The organism is Polynucleobacter sp. HIN6 (assembly GCF_030297575.1).
Taxonomy (GTDB): Bacteria; Pseudomonadota; Gammaproteobacteria; order Burkholderiales; family Burkholderiaceae; genus Polynucleobacter.
Genome location: NZ_AP028137.1, coordinates 1,033,231 through 1,058,057, shown reverse-complemented (window position 1 = coordinate 1,058,057; position 24,827 = coordinate 1,033,231). Strand labels below are relative to the sequence as shown.

Below are 24,827 nucleotides of genomic sequence, written 5' to 3'. Positions count from 1 at the left end.
AACGAAAGTATCTATGAGTAAAGTCCCACACATCTTAGTGAGTAATGACGATGGCTATTTAGCTCCTGGCTTACTCGCTTTGGTTAATGCACTTCGCCCCTTAGGCAAGTTAACGATTGTGGCACCGGAGCAAAACCACAGTGGCGCATCGAACTCGCTCACGCTCTCACGACCCTTGAGTATTCATCGGGTCGCCGGTGGTGAGCGCGATGGATTTCTATTTGTAAATGGCACGCCCACCGACTGTGTGCACATGGCCATGACCGGATTTTTGGAGAGTAAACCTGATTTGGTGGTCTCAGGAATTAATCAAGGCGAGAACATGGGCGAGGATGTCCTGTACTCAGGTACCGTTGCCGCTGCGATTGAAGGTGTGATGTTTGGGGTGCCAGGCATTGCGTTCTCACAAGTGGACCGTGGTTGGGCTCAAATTGAGGATGCTGCAAAGGCAGCGCGTGACATCGTGACCCAGGCTCTGCAAGAGCCGATGGAGCGGGTCGATGGCATCGCCACCTTACTAAACGTCAATATTCCCAATGGCCATTATGAGCAGCTCAAACGCTGGCGGGTGACGCGCTTAGGAACACGCCATCACTCGCAACCCGTGATCGTGCAACAAAATCCTCGTGGTGAGAACATTTATTGGATTGGTCCCGCAGGCGAAGCGCGTGATATCTCCCCCGGGACGGATTTTCATGCGATCAATGAAGGATGTATCTCAATTACGCCGATGCAACTCGATCTCACGCACCATGCGCGCCAAGCGAGTATGCGTGCTTCTGGCTGGGACCGCGGATGAAAGCGGCCGAGCGCTTTGCCGGGCATCGCCAAGACCTCGCACGTAAGGTGCATGAGGCCGGGGTGAAGAACCCGCAGGTCTTACAAGCCATAGCCACCGTACCGCGCCACTCATTTGTGGATGCTGGATTGCACGCGCAAGCCTATGAAGACTCGGCATTACCGATTGGTCATCAGCAAACCATCTCGAAGCCCTCGGTGGTGGCACGCATGATTGAGCTCTTGCACAAGAACAAACAACCCTTGGGGAAGGTGCTAGAGATTGGTACGGGATGTGGCTACCAAGCAGCGGTGCTGAGTTTGTTAGCGCAAGAGGTCTACTCGATTGAGCGAGTTCGTGCTTTGCATGATCTGGCTCGCACCAAATTACGACCCTTTCGTATCGCCAATTTGCGCCTCATCTATGGCGACGGAATCCGCGGGCTAGCGCAAGCAGCACCTTTTGACGGAATCATCCTGGCAGCGGCGGGGTTGGGGGTGCCCGACCCTTTATTGGATCAACTGGCGATTGGGGGGCGCTTAATTGCGCCGGTCTCTAAAAGCGAGACCGAGCAACAGCTCTTACTCATTGAGCGGGTGAGTTCCCACCGCTATCAAAGGACCGCACTTGATGAGGTCTTTTTTGTGCCCTTACAATCAGGGGTGATATGAGCCCATTGCATGCCAGCCCACAATCCCGATACGCGATTCGCTTCGGCCAGACCGCTCTCGTAGCGGTTATCGCTTTTGGGCTTGCAGCATGCTCAACACCACCCAGAACCAAGCCAGCCACCATTACGGATCGCAGTGCACCAGTCAGCGCACCTGCTCAAGAGCCAGTTCCTCCGGGGTTCTATCGGGTCAAACGCGGCGATACCTTGATTCGGATTGCGCTCGATAACGGGCAGTCTTATCGCGATATTGCCGCTTGGAACAACATCACCGACCCTAATTTGATTGAGGTTGATCAGGTCTTGCGGGTGAAGCCACCGCCAAGCACGGCTCGGGTAACAAGCAAGCCGATTGAGCCGATCAAACCCGCTGATAGTAAAGCGCCTGCTGATAGCAAAGTGGCTGCTAAGAAAGCGGAAGAGAAAGAGGTAGTAGTTGCTGAGCCCAAAGCGAATGCAATTGATCCACCCATTAAGCTCTCATGGCCTGCAAAGGGCAAAGTGGTCGAGGAGTTCAATGAGGCCAAGAACAAGGGTATTGATATTGCCGGCAAGATGGGTGAGCCCATTCAAGCGGCAGCCGATGGCAAAGTCGTCTATGCCGGTAACAGTCTGCGAGGGTATGGCAACCTGGTCATCGTCAAGCATGACAACACCTATCTCACGGCCTATGCCCATAACCGCACTCTTTTAGTGAAAGAGGGTGAGAACGTGCGCAAAGGTCAACGGATTGCTGAGATGGGCGACTCCGATGCCAATATGGTGAAGTTGCACTTTGAGGTGCGTATGAACGGTAAGCCCGTTAACCCAATGCAATATTTGCAATAACTGTAATCACCCGTTTGGCTAAATCGATCCCCAGCGTACTGGTATTTGATATTGAGACCGTTCCGGATGTTGCGGGTCTTCGGGTACTCAATGCCTATCCAGACTCGATGAGCGATGCTGAGGTCGCAAAGGCCGCGATGGATGAGCGTGCTGCCCAAACTGGCCATGAATTTTTACCCCTTTACCTGCAAAAGATCATTGCGATCTCGTGCGTGATCCGCAGAACCACCAAAGAGGGCTTACCGCAATTTAAGGTTGGTAGTCTCGGAACCGCAGCCGATGATGAGAAAACTCTCGTACAAGCTTTTTATGAACTCATTGAAAAATACACCCCCCAGTTGGTGTCGTGGAATGGAAGCGGCTTTGATCTACCGGTCTTGCACTACCGGGCGCTGTTAAACCAAGTGGCCGCACCGCGCTATTGGGAGATGGGTGAGAGCATGGATAGCGATAGTAAAGACTTTAAGTGGAACAACTACATTAACCGCTATCACATGCGTCACATTGATCTCATGGATGTTCTAGCCAAACACAATGCCCGTGCCAACGCACCGCTCGATGCGCTAGCGAAGCTGTGTGGCTTTCCTGGAAAACTGGGGATGGATGGCTCGCAAGTATGGCCTGCCTATCAACGCGGAGAGATTGAACAAATCCGACAGTATTGCGAGACCGATGTGGTGAACACCTATTTGGTCTACTGCCGCTTTCAACAGATGCGTGGGGGCTTTACTGCCGATGAGTACGACGAAGAAATCGTCTACGTGAAGCAGCAACTCGAGCAGGATGCCAAGCAAGGCAAAGCCCCTTGGGCCGAGTACTTAGCCGGCTTTAGTTACTAGCACCCATCAAGGTCAGAATGAGTACGGAAGCACGGATGCCAAAAGCATCTCCCATCGTCACGATTGACTCTTTGGATCTCGATGCACAAGGCGTTGCGCGGCAATCGAATGAAGAGGGCGGTAAAGTACTCTTTATTCGGGGAGCATTGCCGACCGAGCGCGTGACCTACACCATCACGCGGGAGAAAGCGCGCTTTGCCAAAGCCAAACTTCATGAGCTGATTAAACCGGCGGTCTATCGCACCACACCTCGCTGCACCTATTTTGGGACCTGCGGAGGATGTAGCATGCAGCATCTGGATTTTGCTGCGCAGATTGCAATCAAGCAACGGGTCTTAGAGGATGATTTGTGGCACATCGGACGGATTAAGCCTCAAGAGATCCTACGACCCATCGCAGGACCCGCTTGGCACTATCGCCATCGAGGACGTTTAAGTGTGATCGATCGCTCGATCAAGAAGGGCACAATCTTGGTGGGTTTTCATGAGCACAACAGTAGTTATGTGGCGGATATGCTCACCTGCGAAGTTATCCCCAAACGCATCTCCGATCTCTTAGTGCCGATGCGGGAACTGGTGGGCTCACTGAGTATCCGGGATCGCGTACCGCAAATCGAGTTTGCTGTTGGAGAAGATATAAACCAACCGGGCGTCACTCAAATTGCCTTAGTGATTCGTCACTTGTTGCCGCTGACCCCCGCCGATCTCAAGAATCTGGAGTCATTTGCCAAACATCATCAAGTTGGTATTTGGTTACAGCCCCAAGGGCCTGAGAGCGCCAAACCGTTTTACCCCAGCGAGCAGTCGCTGAGTTACACCTTGCCAGAGTTTGGGGTGACATTGCCGTTTCTGCCGACGGACTTCACCCAAGTCAATCACGCAGTCAATCAAGTCCTCATCAGTAAGGCCATTTCTCTATTAGATATTCAAGTAAGTGATCGTGTGATCGATCTCTTCTGTGGCATTGGGAACTTCACACTGCCCATTGCAACCCTAGCCATGGAAGTGCTTGGCATTGAGGGTAGTAAGACCCTAACTCAGCGTGCCTTGCAAAATGCTCGGCATAACCAACTCGATCACAAAACCCAATTTAGTCAGAGCAATCTCTTTGAGATCACGGCCACTGATCTCAATGTCTGGGGCAGGGCCGATAAATGGCTGATTGACCCACCGCGAGAGGGTGCTATGGAGATTTGCAAGGCGATGCAGGATCTACCAACAACAGCGCTACCGAAACGCATTGTCTATGTGTCATGCAATCCCAAAACACTGGCACGTGATGCAGCGATTCTGACGCACGAACTAAATTACACCCTGAGTAAAGCAGGGATCATCAATATGTTCCCTCACACCTCGCACATTGAATCGATTGCGGTGTTTGATCGACTGGGATAAAAGTTAGGTATTCTGATGGGGTTCATCGATTAGATTCCCCATGACCAACCTCAACCAACTACCGACTGATTTACCCGTTCCCAAAGACGATGGGGCGTGCAATCATTTGGTCGGCATGGCTTTGCCGAATGTTGCTTTATTAGCAACCGATGGATCGATGGTGAACCTCTCACAACTACCCGGGCGCACAGTCATTTATTGCTACCCCATGACCGGGCAGCCTAATGTGTCATTGCCCGAAGGGTGGGATCAAATCCCAGGCGCGCGTGGCTGCACACCCCAAAGCTGTGCTTATCGTGATCACTATCAAGAACTCCAAGCCTTAAATGCCAATGTGTATGGCCTCAGTGTGCAGAGTACGGATTACCAACGCGAGATGGCTACCCGTTTGCATTTGCCATTTCAGGTGCTCAGTGATGAGCAGTATCAGTTCCAGCAGGCCCTCAACTTGCCAACCTTTGTAGCGGCAGGGATGACCTTACTCAAACGCGTGACCCTGATTACCAATGATGGGCATATTGAGGCAGTACATTACCCAATCTTCCCAAGTGACAGTGATCCTGGTTGGGTATTGGCTTATTTGCGCATTAATAAACCTTAATATTTGTAGTTATAATAATTGCAATCATGATTTATTGTAGTTACAATAAATCGGATGAAATTTATTTATGATCAGCAAAAAGATAAGACAAATTTACAAAAACATGGAGTTAGCTTGCAGGATGCGAGCAAGCTTGATTGGGATGATGGCTTATTTTGGACTGATGATAGAAAAGATTATGGCGAGGTGCGCTGTATTGGCCTCGTGCCAATGAAAAATAGGTTGTATTGCATTGTTTATATGAATATGGGAACTCAACGAAGAATTATTAGTCTGCGCAAAGCAAATAGACGGGAGTTTATGCATTATGAAGAAGAAATTAATTAAGCCAACTGTCAAAGAGGATCTTGCCATTACTAAGGCTGCAAGGTTAGATCCAGATAATCGTCCGTTAACTGAAAAAGAGTGGAAGCGTATTAAGCCAACCCTTGTTCGGGGTCGTGGAAGACCTCCTGGCAGTGGCAGTAAGGAGCAAATTACTCTTAGGATCGATAAAGAGACCTTAAATTTTTATCGATCTAAGGGTGAGGGTTGGCAAACATTTATTAATCTTGTTCTCGGTGAATTAAAGCGTGAATCAAAATCTATCAAAACAATCGAAAGACGGCTAAATCAAGGAAAATTAATGTACGCATGATTCTCTGACAAATGTGAGCAAATTTCGAATGCCCTAAATCCAAATAAAAAGGGCGCCGAAGCGCCCTAAATTACCGCGTGACGATGTTGCTATTAGTCGCGGTCTCCACCAAAGATGCCCAGAAGAGCCAAGAGGTTGGAGAAAATGTTGTAAATGCTTAGGTAGATGCCTAAAGTTGCAATGATGTAGTTGGTCTCACCACCATTAACCACGCGCTGCACATCCACTAAGATGAACGCGGAGAAGATGGCAATTGCTACAACCATCAAGGTGAGCATCAGGGCAGGGATCTGCAACCAGATGTTGGCCAAGGAAGCCAAGATCAACAGAATGACACCTACGAACAGGAACTTGCCCATGCCCGAGAAGTCTTTCTTGGAGACCGTGGCAATCGACGCCATCACGGTGAAGATTGCAGCTGTGCCACCAAAGGCACCCATGATAAGAGCAGCGCCATTGCTGTAGCTACCTAGGGTCATGCCGATCAAGCGAGAGAGCATCACGCCCATAAAGAAGGTAAACGCCAGCAAGAGCACGACGCCCATACCGGTATCTTTGTTCTTCTCGATTGCCCAGAAGAAACCAAAGGCAACGGCCAAGAACAAAATAGCGCCCATAAATGGACTACCTTCAAAGAAGGTAAAGCCCATGGCCACACCCAGCCACGCACCAATCACGGTAGGCACCATGGAGAGTGCCAAGAGGGCGTAGGTGTTTCTTAGGACACGGTTACGGGATTGGGCAGTTGCAACTGCAGCACCACGACCAAAACCATACGAATTCAGATCACTCATTGAGTAGCTCCTTAAAGTAAGTCCAACATGGACTTGATAGTCACTAAGTATAGACAAAACATATAAAAATCAAGACCTTTGTGACAGGAAGGTCGCTGGCATCAGGGTCTTTAGGTGATATACCTAAGAAATTCAATGGCTTAGGACTAAGAATAGGGGATAAAACCCTAAAAACAACGTATAATTTCGCATCGCAATACCGAGTATTGCTGACAAATGATTCAATAAAACCGAAAAACCGTTTCATACAACCTCACTGGAGTTTTTGCATGGCAATTCAGCGCACCTTATCCATCATCAAACCTGACGCAGTCGCGAAGAACGTGATTGGCCAAATCTATGCTCGTTTTGAGCAGGCTGGTTTGAAGATCGTCGCCGCCAAAATGGCGCACCTCTCAAAAAATGAAGCTGAGCAGTTCTATGCCGTGCATAAAGAGCGTCCTTTCTTCAAAGACCTCGTGAGCTTCATGATCTCGGGTCCGGTCATGATTCAGGTACTTGAGGGTGAGAACGCGATTGCCAAAAATCGTGAGCTGATGGGTGCGACCGATCCCAAGAAAGCCGACAAGGGCACAATCCGCGCTGACTTTGCAGATAGCATTGATGCTAATGCCGTGCATGGTTCGGATGCACCAGAGACCGCTGCAGTGGAAGTCGCCTTTTTCTTTCCCGGCATGAACATCTACGCACGTTAATTCACCATTGAATTCAAGCCGCACGAACTTACTCAATTTTGATGCTGCCAAGATGGCAGAGTACGTTGCGGGACTAAATGAGAAGCCCTTTCGGGCGAAGCAACTCTTGCAGTGGGTTCATCAGCGTGGCGTCAGTGACGTGGCGTTGATGACCGATCTGGCTAAATCCTTTCGTCATCAACTCGCAGAAGAAGCAGAAGTCATTAGCCTGCCAGTCATCCAGGATATGAAGGCCGGTGACGGTACCCGCAAGTGGTTATTGGATGTTGGGGCAGGTAATGCCGTTGAGATGGTGTACATCCCAGAGGATGATCGCGGCACATTGTGTATCTCCTCCCAAGCGGGTTGTGCAGTCAATTGCCGATTTTGTTCCACTGGTCACCAAGGCTTTGCTCGTAATCTGACCCCGGCCGAGATTATTGGGCAACTTTGGTTTGCCGAGCATCATTTGCGCGAGGATCCGCTTGCGATTCGCAGGCTGGATGAGGATTGTGCGGAGCAAGCACAGGGTCGTGTGATTACGAATGTGGTGATGATGGGCATGGGCGAGCCTTTGCTCAACTACGATGCGGTGCTCGTGGCATTGCGTTTGATGCTCGACGATCACGCCTATGGACTCTCGCGCCGTCGCGTGACTGTCTCAACCTCGGGTGTGGTGCCCATGATGGATCGCTTGGCCCAGGATTGCCCAGTGGCTCTCGCTGTATCCTTGCACGCACCGAACGACGCTCTGCGCGATGAGCTTGTGCCACTGAATCAAAAATACCCCTTAAAAGAACTGATTGCCGCGTGCGATCGCTACTTACCATTTGCACCGCGCGACTTCATTACCTTTGAGTACTGCATGCTCGATGGTGTAAACGATCAAGACCAGCATGCCAAAGAGTTAATCAAACTCTTAAAGGGCTTGCGTTGCAAATTAAATCTCATTCCCTTTAATCCATTTCCAGCCTCGGGCCTCAAGCGTTCACCCGCAGAGCGCATCAAACAGTTTGCCCAAATTTTGCAAGACGCTGATCTGGTGACCACGGTACGTAAGACCCGCGGTGACGATATTGCGGCTGCCTGCGGCCAGTTGGCAGGCGATGTGATTGATCGAACCCGCCGTGCTGAGCGTATGCAAGCACTCAATGAGCAGGTGATTCAGTTTCAGGGACGATAATGAACGCAATTGGATGCCATGATGAATAAGATCGAGCCAGGCTGTTTGCCACCATTACCCCTCGGACCATTACCGCGCCGTCTATCGCGCCAGTCGGTGGTGGCGTGGGGCGATAACCGCGTCACAGTTGGTGGAGATGCCCCGGTGCGGGTGCAATCGATGACCAATACCGACACCGAGGATGCGATTGCAACTGCGATTCAGGTCAAGGAGTTGGCGCGTGCCGGATCGGAACTGGTGCGCATTACCGTGAACACCCCAGAAGCCGCGGCACAAGTGCCCTATATTCGCGAGCAACTCGATAAGATGGATGTGAAGGTGCCTTTGATTGGCGACTTTCATTACAACGGCCACACCTTACTCAAAGACTATCCCGATTGCGCCAAGACCTTATCGAAGTACCGTATTAATCCCGGTAATGTGGGTAAGGGTGCTAAGCGGGACCCGCAATTCGCACAGATGATCGAAGCGGCTTGCCACTACGACAAGCCAATTCGGATTGGGGTGAACTGGGGCAGTCTTGATCAAGAGTTACTTGCACAGATCATGGATGAGAACGCTAAGCTGGCCACTCCCAAGACCTCTCAAGAGGTGATGATTGAAGCCTTGATTCAGTCGGCACTTCAATCGGCCAGTAAAGCGGTTGAGCTCGGCATGAACCCTGATCAGATTACGCTCTCGTGCAAAGTGAGTGGTGTACAAGATTTAATTGCGGTCTATCGCGATCTCGCTAGACGTTGCGATTACTCCTTGCATCTCGGGCTCACCGAAGCGGGCATGGGTAGCAAAGGTATCGTGGCATCAACTGCTGCACTTGCAGTGCTCTTACAAGAAGGAATTGGTGACACCATTCGTATCTCCTTAACACCTGATCCTGGTGCGCCGCGTGAGAATGAGGTGATTGTCGGGCAAGAGATCTTGCAAACCATGGGATTGCGCAATTTCACGCCGATGGTAATTGCTTGCCCTGGATGCGGTCGCACTACGAGCACCACCTTCCAAGAACTGGCTGCCAAGATTCAATCGTATCTGCGTCAACAAATGCCAGTGTGGAAGAAAACCCATCCCGGTGTTGAAAACATGAACGTGGCAGTGATGGGCTGTATCGTCAATGGTCCAGGCGAGAGTAAGCACGCCAATATCGGTATTTCTCTACCAGGTACTGGTGAGAGCCCTGCAGCCCCAGTCTTTGTCGATGGTGTGAAGGTTAAAACTTTACGCGGTGAGGGGATCGCCGAAGAATTTCAACTAATCGTCGACGAGTACGTTAAAGCCAATTACCATGCAAAAAATTAATGCCATCCGCGGCATGAACGATCTGCTGCCTAAGGATGCAGCAGCTTGGTCTTATCTCGAGCGCACCTTAGCGGATCTGACTCGAGCCTACGGCTATGAACAGATTCGGACACCGATTGTGGAGTCCACTGCACTCTTCCAACGCGGTATTGGTGAGGTGACCGACATTGTCGAAAAGGAGATGTACTCCTTTGAAGATCGACTCAATGGTGAACAACTCACATTGCGCCCCGAGGGAACGGCAGCGGTTGTGCGTGCCACGATTGAACACAATCTAATTTATGACGGCCCCAAACGGCTTTGGTACACGGGGCCGATGTTTCGGCATGAGCGCCCACAGCGTGGACGCTATCGCCAGTTTCATCAATTTGGGATTGAGGCACTGGGATTTGCAGGACCAGACATTGATGCCGAGATCATCTTGATGGGCCAACGCCTGTGGGATGAACTGGGTTTGCAAGGCGTGCGTTTGGAGCTCAATTCTCTAGGTGAGGCACCAGAGCGCGCTGCGCATCGCCAAGCGCTCGTTGATTACTTTACGCAACACCACGCACAATTGGACGAGGACTCACAGCGACGTTTGCAAACCAATCCACTGCGGATCTTGGATTCGAAGAATCCAGCAATGCAGGCTCTCATTGAGGGCGCCCCCAAACTCTTGGAGTTTTTGGGTTCGGAGTCCTTAGCTCACTTTGAAGCAGTGCAAATGCTTTTGAAAGCCAACAACATTCCATTTAAGATCAATCCACGTCTGGTGCGCGGCTTAGACTATTACAACCTGACCGTGTTTGAGTGGACCACTGAGGCATTGGGTGCCCAGGGTACGATCGCCGGCGGTGGTCGCTACGACCCCTTGATGGAACGCATGGGTGGCAAGAATGCGCCTGCCTGCGGTTGGGCGATGGGCATGGAGCGCGTACTCGATCTGATGGCGATCTCGGAAAGTACTCCCGCTAGTGAACCCGTATGCGATGTGTATGTCTTGCATCAAGGCGGCGATACTCTAGTACAGGCAATGATTGCGGCAGAGGCGCTGCGAAGCGCTGGAGTCGATGTGATTTTGCATTGCCCACCCGATGGGCAGAGTGCAAGCTTTAAATCTCAAATGAAGAAAGCGGATGCCAGCGGTGCTCAATTGGCTCTGATTATTGGCCCTGATGAGCTTGCCCGTGATGAGGCGCAGTTAAAAAATCTGCGTGGCACGGGTGCGCAACATGCCGTGCCACTCTCTGGTTTACTGGTGGCTGTGGTGGATGCTTTAGTAGATTCTTAGTCACACAGCATAAAATAAGCGTTTAATCAATCGAAGAAAGCAGTATTGGAATGGCACTTGACCTCGAAGAACAAGAGAACCTAGCGAACCTTAAATCGTTTTGGGCCCGCTATGGCAATTACATCATCGGTGTTATTACCGTGGCATTGCTCGCCTATGCCGCTTTCAATCTTTGGGGCTGGTATCAGCGCAACCAAGCAGCCGATGCGGGTAAGTTGTACGAGACCCTGATTAATGCAGTCACGAAGAACGAGAAAGATAAAACCTATCTCGCCGCCGATGATCTGCAAAAGAAATACGGCGGTACCACCTATGCTGCCATGGGCAACCTCGTGGCTGCCAAGATTGCGATGGATAGCAATGACGCTGCGAAAGCACAAGCGTATTTGAAGTGGACCGCCAATAAAGCGAGTGATGATTCGTTTCGGGCGCTGGCCCAATTGCGTCTCTTAGGACTTCTGATTGATCAAGGAACGGAAGCCAGCCTGAAAGAGGCCGATCAACTCCTCAAAGAAAAAGCCGTCAAAGGATTTGAGCCTTTATGGATTGAGCGCCGTGGCGATTGGTATTTGGTGCAAAAGAAGATTCCGGAGGCCCGCACCGAGTACCAGAAGGCGATGAAGGCGATGCAAAGTGATAAAGCCTTTCCAGAGGACGCACGTGGTTTGTTGAAAGTGAAGATTGATGCCGTAGGGGGTATGTAGTGCAAGTTTTGCGCTGGGGACTCATTGCATCACTTTCACTTGCATTGATTGCTTGTTCTGGCTCGTCTAAAGTTCGCAAACCCGCTGAGCTCGTCAATGTTAGTAATCAAGTCGAGCTTGCTGAGGTTTGGTCAACCAATGTAGGCAGTTCGATACCCGCGAACTTCCGCCCCGTAGTTGCTGGTGATCATGTATTTGCGGCATCTGCGCGTGGCACCCTTAGTAAATTAAATATTCAGAATGGACGCGCGGTGTGGGAAGTTAGTGTTCCTGAGAAACTCTCGATTGGTCCGGGATCGGATGGTAAGACCACGGTTGTGGTGAGCGCGGAAGGCAATGCCTACGGTTACGATGAGTCGGGCAAAAATATTTGGAAGACCCCAATTGGTAGCGAGGTGCTCTCCGATCCGATTGTGGGGGCGGGGGTGGTAGTGATCCGTACCCTGGACCATCGCTTTATTGGTCTGGATGCAACGACGGGTAAGCGGCGTTGGATCTATCAGCGACAACAGACTCCTTTGTCGTTGCGTGTCGGCTACGGCATGCTCCTGGTGGGTAATGATGCGGTGGTGACTGGATTTGGGGGCGGTCGCTTTGGAGCGCTTGCGCTCTCCAACGGTGGTCTCATCTGGGAATCGGCCGTCTCCTTCCCCAAGGGTTTCTCTGAGATTGAGCGCTTAAATGATGTTACCAGTCGACCCAGCTTAGAAGAAGGGCGTCTTTGCGTAGTCTCGTATCAGGGCAAGATCGGTTGCGCAGAACTGCGTAGCGGTAATTTAGTGTGGTCGAAGGACTTCTCAAGCTATACCGGTACCACCCAAAGTACCGAGTTTGTGTTTGCTGCCAATGAAAAATCCCATGTGTATGCCTACCGTGCAAGCGATGGTGTGCAAGTTTGGGAGAACACCCAGTTAACCTGGCGTGATGTTGGTGAGCCACTGGCGATTGGACGCGTGGTGATGATGGGTGATAAACAAGGCTATGTGCATCTTCTGAATCAAAATAGTGGTCAGATGGTCTCGCGTATTCGTCACGACAGCTCACCGGTCACAGCAGCACCGATTGCAGCCGGGGGCGTGATCATCATTGCTTCTCAAGGTGGCAAGATTGCGGCGTATCGCCCGCGTTAAGACCCATTACTCATGAAACCCGTTATTGCCATCGTGGGCCGACCCAATGTCGGCAAATCCACCTTATTCAATCGCTTAACCAAATCCCGTGATGCCTTGGTGGCGGATTTTCCTGGACTCACGCGCGATCGCCACTATGGTAACGGTCGAATGGGGGATCGTGAATTTATTTGTATTGATACGGGCGGCTTTGAGCCCGTTGCCAAGACCGGCATCATGGCCCAGATGGCCAAGCAAACCAAGCAAGCGGTCGCTGAATCAGATCTGGTGATCTTTTTAGTCGATGGCCGACTCGGACTTGCACCGCAGGATCGCGTGATTGCGGATTTCTTGCGCAAGACCGGACGCCCGGTGATCTTGGCAGTGAATAAGACCGAGGGTATGTCAGCTAGCGTGGTCACCGCAGATTTTCATGAACTGGGTCTCGGTCAACCCGAGCCCATTTCCTCTGCGCACGGCGATGGAGTGCGGGCTTTAATTGAAGAGGCTCTTGATCAGCTTCAGATCCCCGAACCTGAGCCCGATGATGCTGCCGTTGCCGATGGCACGCGACCCATGAAGATTGCGGTGGTCGGTCGACCCAATGTCGGTAAGTCCACCTTCATTAATACTTTGCTTGGCGAAGATCGGGTGATTGCTTTTGATCTTCCCGGTACCACGCGCGATGCCATTGAAGTCGAGTTTGAGCGTAATGGCAAATCCTATGTCTTAATTGACACCGCGGGGCTGCGCCGGCGTGGCAAGGTGTTTGAAGCGATCGAAAAGTTCTCGGTGGTCAAAACTCTGCAAGCAATTAACGATGCCAATGTGGTGATCTTGATGCTCGATGCCCAACAGGATATCTCGGAGCAAGACGCACACATTGCTGGCTATATTGTGGAAGCAGGGCGCGCATTAGTAGTAGCTGTGAATAAATGGGATGGCATTGATGCCTATGTGAAAGAACGTGCACGGGTTGAGATTGCCCAAAAGCTTCGCTTTCTAGACTTTGCCAATGTGCATCCCATCTCAGCTAAAAAAGGATTTGGGATCAAAGAGCTGTTTAAGGATGTGGATAAGGCCTACCAAGCTGCGATGGCGAAACTCTCCACGCCAAAACTGACCCGCGCCATGATCGATGCAGTAGCACACCAGCAGCCCAAGCGGGTGGCCAAGGGTCGACCCAAACTTCGCTATGCCCATCAGGGTGGTATGAACCCCCCAATCGTGATTATTCATGGGAGTGCACTGCATGGGATTACCGATAGCTACAAACGCTATCTCGAAGGGCGCTTTCGGGAAATCTTTGAGCTGCGCGGCACCCCCTTGCGGATTGAGTTTCGGACTGCGGCAAACCCTTATGTCAAGGATGAAAAACCACGCCGTAAGTAGGATTTGTCACACAAATACAGAAATCCATTAATTAGGGTTAATATCCTTATAGAAAACATCAGTGTTGTATACAAAAGCAAGACTCCCTAACTTAAATAACGATTAAGGAGCAGTATGAATACCAAACAAGTCCAGTTGCTGCAGGACCCTTTTCTCAATGCCTTGCGTAAAGAGCATATTCCGGTATCCATCTACTTGGTAAACGGAATTAAGTTGCAAGGTAACGTTGAGTCATTTGATCAATACGTGATTCTGTTGCGCAATACTGTCACGCAAATGGTCTACAAGCATGCGATATCGACCGTGGTACCCGCCCGAGCTGTGAGCTTTAGGGCAGACGATGAGGACGCTCCAGCTGCATAACACCGGAGTCGAGGAGGTCCGCGCGGTATTGGTTGGGATTGATACCGGCAAAGACGATTTCCCAGAAAGCATGGCTGAGCTTGCACTCTTGGCAGAGAGTGCGGGCTCCATTCCAAGTGCCTCGGTGATTGGTCGCCGCGGCAGTGTGGATCCATCCTTATTCATCCGTTCCGGTAAGGCCAATGAATTGCTGCGGGCCATGAAGGAGCACGATGCTGAACTCGCGATCGTCAATCACGCGATTTCCCCAACCCAACAACGTAATCTTGAGCGGCATCTCGGTAAACATGTGATCGATCGCACGGGGTTGATTCTGGACATCTTTGCACAGCGTGCGAAGAGTCATTTGGGTAAGACTCAGGTGGAGTTGGCCAATGTGCGCTATCGCATGTCAAGGCTAGTGCGCGCTTGGAGTCACTTGGAACGTCAAAAGGGTGGTATTGGTCTGCGTGGTGGCCCGGGTGAGACCCAGATGGAGTTGGATCGCCGCATGCTCGCCACCAAAGCAAAGCGCTTAGAAGCCGAGCTTGCAAAGTTGCAACGTCAGCAGCGCACTCAACGTCGGGCACGCGCTCGCAATGAGGTGTTCTCGGTGTCACTGGTGGGGTATACCAATGCCGGTAAGTCCACTTTATTTAATGCGCTCACCAAAGCCGGCACGTATGCTGCTGACCAACTCTTTGCAACCTTGGATACCACCTCTCGACGGGTTCATTTGGAAGAGGGGCGACAAATTGTCCTTTCTGATACTGTGGGATTTATTCGTGAGTTACCCCATCAATTGGTGGAAGCCTTTCGGGCCACGCTCGACGAAACAGTGCATGCGGATTTGATCTTGCATGTGATCGACGCCTGCAGCCCCGTTGCGAAGGAACAGCAGGCCCAAGTCGAGGCAGTTCTCAAGGAAATTGGGGCGGATGGTATTCCCCGCTTAGAGGTCATGAACAAAATTGATTTGATGCCACAGACCTTTACGAAGGGTCCCCTGATTGAGCGTGATATCCATGGAGTGCCCTATAGGGTCTTTATATCCGCTCAAGCCGGTATGGGTTTAGACCTCCTGCGTGAGTGTCTATGCGAGTTTGCGCGCAGGACTGATAAACTAAAGGTTGAGCACGCTGACGTCCAACATCGCAAGGCGCATGGCGATCTGCTTCAACCATTAACCGATAGACCAGAAACCGCTGATTTTGATTTCCATTCGACCCGAAACTATTCGCCAAACACTCCATAAAGTAGGTGACTACTTTAGAGGGTTTTTCTCCGTCAATGATCCTGGCTGGGGAAATAATTACCAAGCACCCAAAGGGGATAAAGACCCCAAAGAAGGTGGTGATCAGGCTCAGCCCAATGATCCAATCGGGCAGCCTCAAGGTAATCGCCGTCCTAATAGTGGGCCACCTGATTTAGATGACCTCTGGCGTGACTTTAATGATAAGTTGAACAATCTCTTTGGCGGTAAGAAGCGCCCATCGGGCGGTGGTCAGCCCCCAAGTGGTGGTGGTCGTAAGCCACCGCAATTTAATGTTGAAGGCTTTAATCCTAAGACGGCTAGTTTGGGCGCCTTGGTGATTGTGACCCTAGTATGGCTCTTTAGTGGCTTCTTCATGATTCAGGAAGGTCAGGCGGGCGTCGTTCTCACCTTTGGTAAGTATGATTACACCGCGCGCCCCGGTATTAACTGGCGGATGCCCTGGCCAATTCAATCAACCGAGACCGTGAACTTATCAGCCGTTCGTTCGGTTGAGATCGGTCGCTCGGTCATGATTAAGGGCACTAATCAAAAAGACTCCTCGATGTTGACCGAAGACGAAAACATCATTGATGTGCGTTTTGCAGTTCAGTACCGCTTAAAAGATCCGATGGAGTACCTCTTTAATAATCGCGATCCAGACATGGCCGTAGTTCAAGCCGCTGAGACCGCGGTGCGTGAGATTGTGGGACGCAGCAAGATGGATACGGTTCTGTATGAAGGTCGTGAGAAGATTGCGATTGATCTGGCGCTGGCTATCCAAACTATTTTGGATAGTTACAAGACCGGCATCTTTGTGACCAGCGTAACCGTGCAAAACGTACAACCGCCTGAGCAAGTTCAGGCTGCGTTTGATGATGCAGTGAAAGCCAGCCAAGACCGAGAGCGCCTCAAGAGCGAGGGTGAGGCGTATGCGAATGACATCCTGCCGCGCGCCAAAGGTACTGCAGCTCGTCTGATTCAAGAGGCTGAGGGTTACCGAGCCAGAGTCTCGGCGATGGCTGAAGGTGATGCCTTGCGCTTTAAACAAATTTACAGTGAGTACGCGAAGGCTCCACAGGTGACCCGCGATCGGATGTACATCGACACCATGAAGGAAATCTATAACAACGTCTCGAAGGTCTTGGTGGATACCACCAAGAGCAATAGCTTGTTGTATCTACCGCTCGACAAAATCATTAATCAGGTAACCACCGAGGCACAGCAAGCTGCCCAAGTGCAGGGCGCCACGCTGCCTGGCGTCGTATCACCGAATGCCATCTCCGCTCCTGCCCCCAATGCAACCCCTTCGCCCGCAGAGCGCGCTCCTGAGCGTCGTGAAGGCTTGCGTAGTCGTGAACGTTAAGAATCGAGGAAAAAGTTATCATGCCTAATCGTCTCCTTGGTCTTATTCTGGGTCTAATCGTTGCGTTTTATTTGATTAGTTCTTGCATCTTTGTAGTGGATCAACGCAAGTTTGCGGTGGTGTTTGCCTTCGGTCAGATCGTACGAGTAATTGAAGAGCCAGGTCTGCAGTTCAAACTTCCTGCGCCATTCCAAAACGTCATCTTTTTTGATCGTCGCATCATGACGATTGATAATCCCGATGCTGAGCGCTTCATTACTGCTGAGAAGAAAAACCTCTTGGTGGATTCGTATGTGAAATGGCGCATTATCGACCCGCTTAAGTTCTTCGTGAGCTTCCGTGGCGATGAGCGTTTAGCAACGGATCGTATGAATCAGCTCATTCGGTCGGCATTGAACGAAGAGTTCACTAAACGCACCATTCGCGAGATTATTTCTGAGCAGCGTGATCAGGTGATGCAGGGCATCCAGAAAAAAGTGGAGGACGATGCCAAAGCCATTGGTATTGAGATCGTGGACGTACGTCTCAAGCGGATTGACCTCCTGGCCGAGATTAGCGATTCGGTTTATCGCCGGATGGAAGCCGAGCGTAAGCGCGTTGCGAATGAGTTGCGATCCACTGGTGCGGCAGAGTCCGATAAGATTCGGGCGAGTGCGGAGCGTCAGCGCGATGTGATCTTGGCAGAGGCCTATCGTGATGCCCAGCGCATTAAGGGAGCAGGCGATGCACGTGCCACCGCCTTATACGCCGATGCGTTTAACCGTGACCCGCAGTTTGCTCAGTTCTATCGCAGCCTTGAGGCCTATCGCAATTCGTTCAAGGATAAGAAAGACGTGATGGTGATCGAGCCGAGTAACGACTTCTTCCGGTTCATGCAGAAGAAGAACTAATCGAGTTCACCATGAACCGTTGGTTATTGCCCGAGGATATTGCTGATGTATTGCCAGCCCGGGCTCGTAAGATCGAGGAGTTGCGGCGCCGCTCGCTCGATCTGTATCAATCCTATGGCTATGAGCTCGTTAGTCCGCCGTTATTGGAGTTCTTGGATTCGCTCTTGACTGGGACGGGATCCGATCTTAATTTGCAGACCTTCAAGCTAGTTGATCAGCTCTCGGGCCGCACCTTAGGCTTGCGTGCCGACATCACACCTCAAGTGGCGCGCATTGATGCACACCTTCTCAATCGTGAAGGCGTAACCCGTTTGTGCTACGCGGGGTCAGTGGCGCGCGTGCGCACACCGCCAGGCTCGACCTCGCGTGAAGAGATGCAATTGGGTGCCGAGATTTATGGGCATTCCGGATGGGAAGCTGATCTCGAGGCGATCCAACTCCTGCTTAAAACTCTTAGCCAAGCTGGCATTGGCAAGATCTATTTGGATCTCTCACATGCCGGCGTTCTCAAAGGAATCTTGGGGAATTTAGTATTGAGTCATGCTGATACCGAGACCCTCTACACCTTATTACAAACGAAAGACCGGCCGAGTCTCGCTCAATGGGTGAGCCAGTTTGCTCCCTCGATTAGCAAGCCTTTATTGGCATTATTGCAACTCAATGGAGCATGTGCCGAGGTCTTGGCCAATGCCCGTTCTGGCCCCTTGGCCTTGCCCAGTCAGTCTCTGATTGAGCAATCTCTCAAAGACCTAGAGCGTTTGATTGAGGCGATCAGTCGCTTATCCGATCAACTCGAGCTTTCACTTGATCTGGCGGACTTGCGTGGCTATCAGTACCACAGCGGCGTGATGTTTGCGGCCTATGTCGATGGTTTACCTCAGCCGATTGCGCGAGGTGGGCGCTATGACCATGTGGGTCAAGCCTTTGGTCGCTCACGTCCGGCTACGGGGTTCTCTCTTGACCTGCTCACGCTGGCCGACCTATCGACGATTTCCATCAAGCGCCAGGCTATTCTGGCGCCATGGTCGGACGACCCTGCTTTAAACCGTCGCATTGCAGAGTTACGCGCTGAGGGTGAGGTGGTGATCCAGGTTCACAAAGGGGATGACGCACATTCTGAGGAGTTTGAGTGCCAACGCGAGCTCGTTAAGCAGGGCACTGGCTGGGAACTAAAATCACGTGCCTAGTGGCTTGATCACTACAATTAGGCTAAATCAATAAAAAATGAAGTGGAATGGATATGAGTAAGTCTCGGGGTCGTAATGTTGTCGTGATTGGCACGCAGTGGGGCGATGAGGGGAAGGGCAAGGTGGTTGATTGGCTCACCGATCACGCACAAGCCGTCGTACGCTTTCAGGGTGGACATAACGCCGGACATACACTCATTATTGGTGGCAAGAAAACTATCTTACGCCTGATTCCTTCAGGGATCATGCATCCTCAAGTCATTTGCTATATCGGCAATGGTGTAGTGCTCTCACCGGAGGCTCTATTTAAAGAGATTGGTGAACTTGAAAGCGCAGGTCTTAATGTACAAGGACGCTTAAAGATCTCCGAAGCAGCCACGCTCATTCTTCCGTACCACGTGGCGATTGATCATGCGCGTGAGAAAAAACGTGGCAGCGATAAGATTGGTACGACCGGGCGTGGAATTGGTCCTGCGTATGAAGATAAAGTAGCTAGACGAGCACTCCGGGTACAAGACTTCTTTTATCCCGAACAATTTGCCTCTAAGTTGCGCGAGAACTTGGATTATCACAACTTCGCATTAACTCAGTATTACAAAGTGGATGCTCTAGACTTTAATCGTGTGCTTGATGAAGCCATGTCCTATGCGGAGCGCATTAAACCCATGGTGGTGGATGTCTCAAGCGCACTCTATGCGGCTGAGCAAGCGGGTCAGAACCTTCTCTTTGAAGGTGCACAGGGCACCTTACTTGATATTGACCACGGTACTTATCCCTTTGTGACCTCGAGTAATTGCGTTGCTGGTAATGCGGCTGCTGGCTCTGGTGTGGGACCCGGTTCATTGCATTACATCTTAGGGATTACCAAAGCCTATTGCACCCGGGTGGGCGCAGGACCATTCCCCAGTGAGCTGTATGACCATGAGAACCCCAATAAGCAAGATCCGGTAGGTATTCGCTTGGCTGAAGTTGGTAAAGAGTTTGGATCAGTGACCGGACGACCACGGCGTACGGGTTGGCTTGATGCCGCGGCACTAAAACGCTCCATCCAAATTAATGGTCTCTCTGGCTTGTGCATCACGAAGCTTGACGTGCTCGATGGCATTGAGACCATTCGTCTGTGCGTAGGCTACAAGCTGGATGGTAAGACCTTGGATGTTTTGCCACGAGGTGCTGAAGCGGTCGCGCGTTGTGAACCCATCTACGAAGACTTTAAGGGCTGGACTGAGAGTACCGTTGGGATTACAGATTGGAACAAGTTACCCAAGACCGCTCAAGACTATCTCAAACGCGTGCAAGAGATCTGTGGCAAACCGATTGCGATGGTCTCTACCGGACCAGAGCGGGATGAGACCATCCTCTTGCAGCATCCGTTTGAAGATTAAATGAGGATTGGTATTTAATCCTCTTGCATTTTGGTGCCCAAAAGAGGACTCGAACCTCCACAACCTTTCGATCGCCAGCACCTGAAGCTGGTGCGTCTACCAATTTCGCCATTTGGGCATATTTGCATTATAGGTTGCAGTCATCACATTGTGGTCAAATCACTCTAATGACCTTAATTGCGAAAGCCGTTCATGCGTAAATCGGATCAACCCATTACCCGCGATAGCGATCGCATGGGCACGGTTCAGGGTCACCGCGATGGCTTTGGCTTTGTGGTGCCCGATGACGGCGGTGAGGATATCTTCCTAGCCGAGCGTGAGATGGCTCGGGTCATGCATGGTGACCGGGTCTCGATTCGAGTATTGGGTACCGACCGGCGCGGCCGACCTGAGGGTCAAATTGTGGAAGTGCTGGTGCATGCCAATCGCTTGGTCATTGGACGTCTACTTAATGAGAACGGTGTTCTGATTGTGGCGCCTGAGGATAAGCGTATCGGTCACGACATCCTCATTCCACCGCGGGGGCAAGGCATGGCCAAATTGGGCCAGGTGGTGAGTGTTGAGATTATTGATTATCCCGATAGTTATCGCCAGGCTGTTGGCCGAGTTGTTGAGGTCCTGGGTGAGATTGATGACCCCGGTATGGAGATCGAGATTGCGGTTCGTAAGTATGGCGTGCCCCATACGTTCTCACCTGCTGCCCTAAAAGAAGCTGAAGCATTACCAAATGAAGTCACTCAGGAGGATCTCAAGGGCCGAGTTGATCTACGCGATATCCCGCTGATTACGATTGATGGCGCCGATGCCAGAGACTTCGATGATGCGGTCTATTGCGAGCCAGTGCAGTATGGCCAAACCAAAGCCTGGCGTTTAATTGTGGCGATTGCTGATGTAGCGCATTATGTGAAGCCCGGTCATCCACTTGATAAGGATGCCTTGCTGCGGGCCACCTCGGTGTATTTCCCTCGCAGAGTGATTCCGATGCTGCCCGAGAAAATCTCGAATGGCCTTTGCTCCCTTAATCCCGAAGTCGACCGCCTGTGCATGGTTTGTGATGCGGTGGTAGATCAAAAGGGTGAGATTCTGGCGTATCAGTTTTACCAAGGCGTGATGCACTCTGCGCAACGCTTCACCTACGATACCGTCTGGGAGATATTAAGTAATACTCGTGGACCCGAAGCAGTACGCTTTGCCCAGTTTAATGATCAACTAAATCACCTCTACCAACTCTACAAAATACTATTTGCCGCCCGTGAGAAGCGAGGCGCGATTGATTTTGAGACCGTTGAGACCCAGATCATTAGTAATGAGCTCGGCAAGATCTTGCGCATTGAGCCCCGATTGCGTAATGACGCCCATCGCTTGATTGAAGAGTGTATGTTGACCGCGAACGTCTGTGCTGCTAATTTTCTGCAAAAGCATCAGCACCTCAGCCTCTTTCGAGTACACGGTGAGCCCTCGGTCGAGAAAGTTCAGACCCTCAAGCAGGTATTGAGAACCACTGGCTTGCATCTGACCGGAAATGAGAAGCCTCATCCGAAAGATTTTGCCAAGCTCATGAAAGAGATCAAAGGCCGGCCTGATGCAAGTACTTTGCAGATGTTGATTTTGCGGTCGATGCAACAAGCGATTTACCAACCAGAAAATGAAGGTCACTTTGGCCTGTCATACCCTGCATACACCCACTTTACGAGCCCCATCCGACGCTACCCTGATCTATTGGTGCACCGCTCGATCAAAGCAATCTTGAGTAAGAAAGCCTATCATCCGCATTTGCCAGAAGATGTACCCATGAACCTCACCATGCCTCGTAAGGGGCAAGGTCGCGCCAATGCCGCTGCTGTGAAGCAGTCACAGCGGGATACTAAGGCAAAGAGTAAGCGCGCAGCGAATATCAAAGGATCCAAAGAGGGTGCAGCACTAGCCGTCTGGGCCCAGTTTGGGGTGCATTGCTCTGCCAATGAGCGTCGAGCCGATGAGGCCTCACGCGATGTCGAGGCCTGGCTGAAGTGCTATTACATGCGCGACCATTTGGGGCAGGAGTACGCCGGCACGATTACTGGAGTCGCTAACTTTGGTCTTTTTGTACAACTCGAGAGTTTGTTCGTGGAAGGCATGGTCCACGTTACTGAATTAGGGGGCGATTATTACCAATACGATGAGGCCCGCCAGGAGTTAAGGGGGGAGCGTACTGGGATTCGGTATCGAATTGGTGATCGCTTGCATGTCTTAGTGAGTCGAGTGGATCTCGATGCTCGCAAGATTGAGTTCAGTCTCGTGAAAGCCAATGGCAGCAATGAGCGCGATGGCGCACGATTTAAATCAGCGGTCTTGGCCAATGACTCAGGTCGCCCCTCTAAGAAAGCGGCCCACAAGAAAACCCGTCCTGCCGAGAAAGCGCCTAAGCGCGAAACCACAACCGCGAGTAAGAAATCAAAGGCAAAAACGGGTAAGACTGCACGTCAGCCATCGATGGGTCAGGGAACCGGTCGTAAAAGTCATAAAGGCAAACGCAAATGAAGCAGTTGCTCTTGGGATTTCATGCGGTGCAGACGCGTTTGCGGGTTGATCCCCAGAGTATTCAGTCGGTGTACTACGATCCTGCTAGACGCGATCGTCGGATGGCGGACTTCATTAAGCAAGCAGAACCCATTTTAGGGAAGCGTTTGTACACCGCTAATGCCGAGCGCTTACATAATCTTGCTGGCCACGATCGTCATCAGGGGATTGTGGCGATGGCAGAGGGCATCTCTGTAGCAAGAACCTTGCCAGAACTATTAGATAGCTTAGATGCTAAAAGTGATCCACCCTTACTCTTAGTGCTCGATGGCATTACCGATCCTCATAACTTAGGTGCCTGCCTGCGTGCAGCCGACGGTGCAGGAGTGCATGGCGTGATCGTTCCTAAAGATCGCTCGGCCAGCATCAATGCCACCGTGAGTAAGGTCGCCAGTGGCGCTGCCGAGGTAATCCCAATTATTACGGTGACCAATCTTGCAAGAACCATGCGCGAGATGCAAGAGCTTGGAATTTGGATTATTGGTACTGATGATGAGGCCCAGGAATCGATCTATGACGTTGATCTCAAGGGACCCACTGCGATTGTCATGGGTGCAGAAGGTGAGGGTATGCGGCGCTTAACCCGCGAGACCTGTGATCAATTGGTGCATATTCCGATGCAAGGGGCGGTCGAGAGTTTGAACGTCTCGGTAGCCACTGGTGTGACACTGTATGAGGCGCGCCGCCAACGCGCACAAGCTAAATCACCGAAGAAGTGATCAACGAATTAGCAAGGCCTCGAGTTTCTCAATATCGGCACAAAAGGCCTGAATACCTTCTTGGAGTTTCTCGAAGGCCATGGCGTTCTCTGCCAAGAGCTTCCCAAATCTAGCTTGATCCAAGTTCAAGCGCTCCACATTGGCTAATTTAGCATCGCTAACTAGTAATTTTGGGCTCACTGGTTCGGTACTGGCTTGCAATTCAGCTAAGAGTTCGGGGCTAATGGTCAGTAGATCGCAACCCGCAAGCTCTAAGATCTGACTGGTATTTCGAAAGCTTGCCCCCATGATCTCGGTTTCAATCTCAAAGTGTTTGTAATAGGTATAGATGCTGCGCACCGATTGCACCCCGGGGTCGTTGGCGCCCCCGAACTGCTCGAGAGACCATTGATCGCCCAAAGACTTCTTATACCAATCACTAATGCGTCCCACAAATGGAGAAATTAATCGAGCCTTAGCATCCGCACACGCAACTGCTTGCACCACCGAAAAAAGCAGAGTCATATTGCAATGAATACCTTCTTGCTCAAGCTCACGAGCCGCCATAATGCTCTCCCAGGTGCTAGCAAGTTTGATTAAAACCCGCTCGCGGGGGATGCCCATTGCCGCGTAGAGCGCCATGATCTCTTTGGCCTTCGCAATGGTGGCAGCGGTATCAAATGACAGACGTGCATCGACTTCGGTTGAGACCCGACCCGGCACAATGCGCAGTATCTCCACCCCAAACGCCACCAAGATCCGATCAATTAATTGGGCAGGGGAGGCGTTGGGATGATCACGCTGCACCGATGCAACCAAGGCTTGATACTCTGGCAGCAAGACCGCCTTGAGAATGAGCGATGGATTAGTGGTTGCATCTTGCGGAGCAAAGGCGCGCATGCGCTCAAAGTCGCCAGTATCAGCAACCACGGTGGTATAGCGTTTGAGTTGGGCTAATGTGTCCATAAGGTAATGG

Annotated in this window: 24 protein-coding genes, 1 tRNA gene and 1 pseudogene; 23 read left to right on the top strand and 3 right to left on the bottom strand. The window is 51.3% G+C overall.

Features of this window, described 5'->3' with window-relative positions:
• Positions 1-13 precede the first annotated feature (13 nt).
• The 8 genes and pseudogenes from surE (at position 14) to QUE66_RS05410 (ending at position 5,747) form a co-directional block, all read left to right on the top strand.
• Positions 14-799: a 5'/3'-nucleotidase SurE gene (surE, locus tag QUE66_RS05445; protein WP_286223070.1), complete on the top strand. Its 786-nt coding sequence runs from the start codon at positions 14-16 to the stop codon at positions 797-799.
• A 26-nt stretch (positions 800-825) separates the two neighbouring features.
• A pseudogene (locus tag QUE66_RS05440) lies at positions 826-1,449 on the top strand (protein-L-isoaspartate(D-aspartate) O-methyltransferase); the annotation flags it as partial.
• Positions 1,446-2,276, top strand: coding sequence for a peptidoglycan DD-metalloendopeptidase family protein (locus QUE66_RS05435; RefSeq protein ID WP_286223068.1), 831 nt, complete (start codon positions 1,446-1,448; stop codon positions 2,274-2,276). The pseudogene QUE66_RS05440 and the gene QUE66_RS05435, both read left to right, overlap by 4 nt.
• A 26-nt stretch (positions 2,277-2,302) precedes the next feature.
• Positions 2,303-3,115 carry a 3'-5' exonuclease gene (locus tag QUE66_RS05430; protein ID WP_286224740.1) on the top strand — a complete coding sequence of 271 codons (813 nt, stop codon included), beginning with the start codon at positions 2,303-2,305 and terminating at the stop codon, positions 3,113-3,115.
• A 35-nt stretch (positions 3,116-3,150) separates the two neighbouring features.
• Complete coding sequence (gene rlmD / locus QUE66_RS05425; protein WP_286223067.1) at positions 3,151-4,509, top strand: 23S rRNA (uracil(1939)-C(5))-methyltransferase RlmD; 1,359 nt, start codon at positions 3,151-3,153, stop codon at positions 4,507-4,509.
• Between the two features lie 40 nt (positions 4,510-4,549).
• A complete protein-coding gene (locus QUE66_RS05420; protein WP_286223066.1) occupies positions 4,550-5,110 on the top strand; it encodes a peroxiredoxin in 561 nt (186 codons plus the stop codon).
• A 54-nt stretch (positions 5,111-5,164) separates the two neighbouring features.
• Positions 5,165-5,437, top strand: a complete 273-nt coding sequence (locus QUE66_RS05415) for a BrnT family toxin (RefSeq protein ID WP_286223065.1) — start codon at positions 5,165-5,167, stop codon at positions 5,435-5,437.
• On the top strand, positions 5,418-5,747 hold the full coding sequence (locus tag QUE66_RS05410; RefSeq protein WP_286223064.1) for a BrnA antitoxin family protein: 330 nt from the start codon (positions 5,418-5,420) through the stop codon (positions 5,745-5,747). Before QUE66_RS05415 ends, QUE66_RS05410 begins: the two co-directional genes overlap by 20 nt.
• A 92-nt stretch (positions 5,748-5,839) precedes the next feature.
• On the opposite strand, the gene QUE66_RS05405 is transcribed toward QUE66_RS05410, so the two are convergent.
• Complete coding sequence (locus tag QUE66_RS05405; protein ID WP_286223063.1) at positions 5,840-6,541, bottom strand: Bax inhibitor-1/YccA family protein; 702 nt, start codon at positions 6,539-6,541, stop codon at positions 5,840-5,842.
• 269 nt (positions 6,542-6,810) lie between these two features.
• Between QUE66_RS05405 and ndk the strand changes: the two genes are divergently transcribed.
• The 13 genes from ndk (at position 6,811) to QUE66_RS05340 (ending at position 20,594) form a co-directional block, all read left to right on the top strand.
• The gene (ndk, locus tag QUE66_RS05400) at positions 6,811-7,236 is read left to right on the top strand and encodes a nucleoside-diphosphate kinase (RefSeq protein ID WP_108508520.1); all 426 of its coding nucleotides are present in this window, start codon (positions 6,811-6,813) and stop codon (positions 7,234-7,236) included.
• Between the two features lie 7 nt (positions 7,237-7,243).
• Positions 7,244-8,398, top strand: coding sequence for a 23S rRNA (adenine(2503)-C(2))-methyltransferase RlmN (gene rlmN, locus QUE66_RS05395; RefSeq protein WP_286223062.1), 1,155 nt, complete (start codon positions 7,244-7,246; stop codon positions 8,396-8,398).
• Positions 8,399-8,419: 21 nt separating this feature from the next.
• Complete coding sequence (gene ispG / locus QUE66_RS05390) at positions 8,420-9,694, top strand: flavodoxin-dependent (E)-4-hydroxy-3-methylbut-2-enyl-diphosphate synthase (RefSeq protein WP_286223061.1); 1,275 nt, start codon at positions 8,420-8,422, stop codon at positions 9,692-9,694.
• Positions 9,681-10,967, top strand: coding sequence for a histidine--tRNA ligase (gene hisS / locus QUE66_RS05385; RefSeq protein ID WP_286223060.1), 1,287 nt, complete (start codon positions 9,681-9,683; stop codon positions 10,965-10,967). Before ispG ends, hisS begins: the two co-directional genes overlap by 14 nt.
• A 50-nt stretch (positions 10,968-11,017) precedes the next feature.
• Positions 11,018-11,671: a YfgM family protein gene (locus QUE66_RS05380; protein WP_286223059.1), complete on the top strand. Its 654-nt coding sequence runs from the start codon at positions 11,018-11,020 to the stop codon at positions 11,669-11,671.
• Positions 11,671-12,801 (top strand): outer membrane protein assembly factor BamB, encoded by a 1,131-nt coding sequence (bamB, locus tag QUE66_RS05375; protein WP_286223058.1) that lies wholly within the window; start codon positions 11,671-11,673, stop codon positions 12,799-12,801. The genes QUE66_RS05380 and bamB overlap by 1 nt, the downstream gene beginning before the upstream one ends.
• 12 nt (positions 12,802-12,813) lie before the next feature.
• Positions 12,814-14,172: a ribosome biogenesis GTPase Der gene (der, locus tag QUE66_RS05370; RefSeq protein ID WP_286223057.1), complete on the top strand. Its 1,359-nt coding sequence runs from the start codon at positions 12,814-12,816 to the stop codon at positions 14,170-14,172.
• Between the two features lie 114 nt (positions 14,173-14,286).
• On the top strand, positions 14,287-14,535 hold the full coding sequence (hfq, locus tag QUE66_RS05365; protein WP_108508513.1) for an RNA chaperone Hfq: 249 nt from the start codon (positions 14,287-14,289) through the stop codon (positions 14,533-14,535).
• Positions 14,513-15,769 carry a GTPase HflX gene (gene hflX / locus QUE66_RS05360; protein ID WP_286223056.1) on the top strand — a complete coding sequence of 419 codons (1,257 nt, stop codon included), beginning with the start codon at positions 14,513-14,515 and terminating at the stop codon, positions 15,767-15,769. Before hfq ends, hflX begins: the two co-directional genes overlap by 23 nt.
• Complete coding sequence (gene hflK, locus QUE66_RS05355) at positions 15,726-17,132, top strand: FtsH protease activity modulator HflK (RefSeq protein WP_458574869.1); 1,407 nt, start codon at positions 15,726-15,728, stop codon at positions 17,130-17,132. Before hflX ends, hflK begins: the two co-directional genes overlap by 44 nt.
• Positions 17,133-17,152: 20 nt before the next feature.
• Complete coding sequence (gene hflC / locus QUE66_RS05350) at positions 17,153-18,022, top strand: protease modulator HflC (protein ID WP_286223055.1); 870 nt, start codon at positions 17,153-17,155, stop codon at positions 18,020-18,022.
• 11 nt (positions 18,023-18,033) lie between these two features.
• Positions 18,034-19,209: an ATP phosphoribosyltransferase regulatory subunit gene (locus QUE66_RS05345; RefSeq protein WP_286223054.1), complete on the top strand. Its 1,176-nt coding sequence runs from the start codon at positions 18,034-18,036 to the stop codon at positions 19,207-19,209.
• Between the two features lie 53 nt (positions 19,210-19,262).
• The gene (locus QUE66_RS05340) at positions 19,263-20,594 is read left to right on the top strand and encodes an adenylosuccinate synthase (protein ID WP_286223053.1); all 1,332 of its coding nucleotides are present in this window, start codon (positions 19,263-19,265) and stop codon (positions 20,592-20,594) included.
• Between the two features lie 31 nt (positions 20,595-20,625).
• Here the strand turns inward: QUE66_RS05340 and QUE66_RS05335 are convergent.
• Positions 20,626-20,712, bottom strand: a tRNA-Leu gene (locus QUE66_RS05335).
• Positions 20,713-20,786: 74 nt separating this feature from the next.
• Between QUE66_RS05335 and rnr the strand changes: the two genes are divergently transcribed.
• Both rnr and rlmB read left to right on the top strand, forming a co-directional pair.
• Entirely contained in the window at positions 20,787-23,114 is a 2,328-nt protein-coding gene (gene rnr, locus QUE66_RS05330; RefSeq protein ID WP_286223052.1) for a ribonuclease R, read from the top strand.
• Positions 23,111-23,872, top strand: coding sequence for a 23S rRNA (guanosine(2251)-2'-O)-methyltransferase RlmB (gene rlmB, locus QUE66_RS05325; RefSeq protein ID WP_286223051.1), 762 nt, complete (start codon positions 23,111-23,113; stop codon positions 23,870-23,872). The genes rnr and rlmB overlap by 4 nt, the downstream gene beginning before the upstream one ends.
• Here rlmB and tal read toward each other — a convergent pair whose 3' ends face one another.
• The gene (gene tal / locus QUE66_RS05320) at positions 23,873-24,817 is read right to left on the bottom strand and encodes a transaldolase (protein WP_286223050.1); all 945 of its coding nucleotides are present in this window, start codon (positions 24,815-24,817) and stop codon (positions 23,873-23,875) included.
• Positions 24,818-24,827: the final 10 nt, after the last annotated feature.

What these genes read in the sequence shown, in the direction of transcription:
- rlmD (WP_286223067.1), top strand. Translation starts at nt 3,151, where the DNA reads ATGCCAAAAGCATCTCCCATCGTCACGATTGACTCTTTGGATCTCGAT.
- hfq (WP_108508513.1), top strand. Translation starts at nt 14,287, where the DNA reads ATGAATACCAAACAAGTCCAGTTGCTGCAGGACCCTTTTCTCAATGCC.
- der (WP_286223057.1), top strand. Translation starts at nt 12,814, where the DNA reads ATGAAACCCGTTATTGCCATCGTGGGCCGACCCAATGTCGGCAAATCC.
- QUE66_RS05410 (WP_286223064.1), top strand. Translation starts at nt 5,418, where the DNA reads ATGAAGAAGAAATTAATTAAGCCAACTGTCAAAGAGGATCTTGCCATT.
- QUE66_RS05415 (WP_286223065.1), top strand. Translation starts at nt 5,165, where the DNA reads ATGAAATTTATTTATGATCAGCAAAAAGATAAGACAAATTTACAAAAA.
- ndk (WP_108508520.1), top strand. Translation starts at nt 6,811, where the DNA reads ATGGCAATTCAGCGCACCTTATCCATCATCAAACCTGACGCAGTCGCG.
- surE (WP_286223070.1), top strand. Translation starts at nt 14, where the DNA reads ATGAGTAAAGTCCCACACATCTTAGTGAGTAATGACGATGGCTATTTA.
- hflX (WP_286223056.1), top strand. Translation starts at nt 14,513, where the DNA reads ATGAGGACGCTCCAGCTGCATAACACCGGAGTCGAGGAGGTCCGCGCG.
- hflC (WP_286223055.1), top strand. Translation starts at nt 17,153, where the DNA reads ATGCCTAATCGTCTCCTTGGTCTTATTCTGGGTCTAATCGTTGCGTTT.
- QUE66_RS05420 (WP_286223066.1), top strand. Translation starts at nt 4,550, where the DNA reads ATGACCAACCTCAACCAACTACCGACTGATTTACCCGTTCCCAAAGAC.
- QUE66_RS05435 (WP_286223068.1), top strand. Translation starts at nt 1,446, where the DNA reads ATGAGCCCATTGCATGCCAGCCCACAATCCCGATACGCGATTCGCTTC.
- tal (WP_286223050.1), bottom strand. Translation starts at nt 24,817, where the DNA reads ATGGACACATTAGCCCAACTCAAACGCTATACCACCGTGGTTGCTGAT.
- rnr (WP_286223052.1), top strand. Translation starts at nt 20,787, where the DNA reads ATGCGTAAATCGGATCAACCCATTACCCGCGATAGCGATCGCATGGGC.
- QUE66_RS05380 (WP_286223059.1), top strand. Translation starts at nt 11,018, where the DNA reads ATGGCACTTGACCTCGAAGAACAAGAGAACCTAGCGAACCTTAAATCG.
- rlmB (WP_286223051.1), top strand. Translation starts at nt 23,111, where the DNA reads ATGAAGCAGTTGCTCTTGGGATTTCATGCGGTGCAGACGCGTTTGCGG.
- QUE66_RS05405 (WP_286223063.1), bottom strand. Translation starts at nt 6,541, where the DNA reads ATGAGTGATCTGAATTCGTATGGTTTTGGTCGTGGTGCTGCAGTTGCA.
- hisS (WP_286223060.1), top strand. Translation starts at nt 9,681, where the DNA reads ATGCAAAAAATTAATGCCATCCGCGGCATGAACGATCTGCTGCCTAAG.
- ispG (WP_286223061.1), top strand. Translation starts at nt 8,420, where the DNA reads ATGAATAAGATCGAGCCAGGCTGTTTGCCACCATTACCCCTCGGACCA.
- QUE66_RS05340 (WP_286223053.1), top strand. Translation starts at nt 19,263, where the DNA reads ATGAGTAAGTCTCGGGGTCGTAATGTTGTCGTGATTGGCACGCAGTGG.
- QUE66_RS05345 (WP_286223054.1), top strand. Translation starts at nt 18,034, where the DNA reads ATGAACCGTTGGTTATTGCCCGAGGATATTGCTGATGTATTGCCAGCC.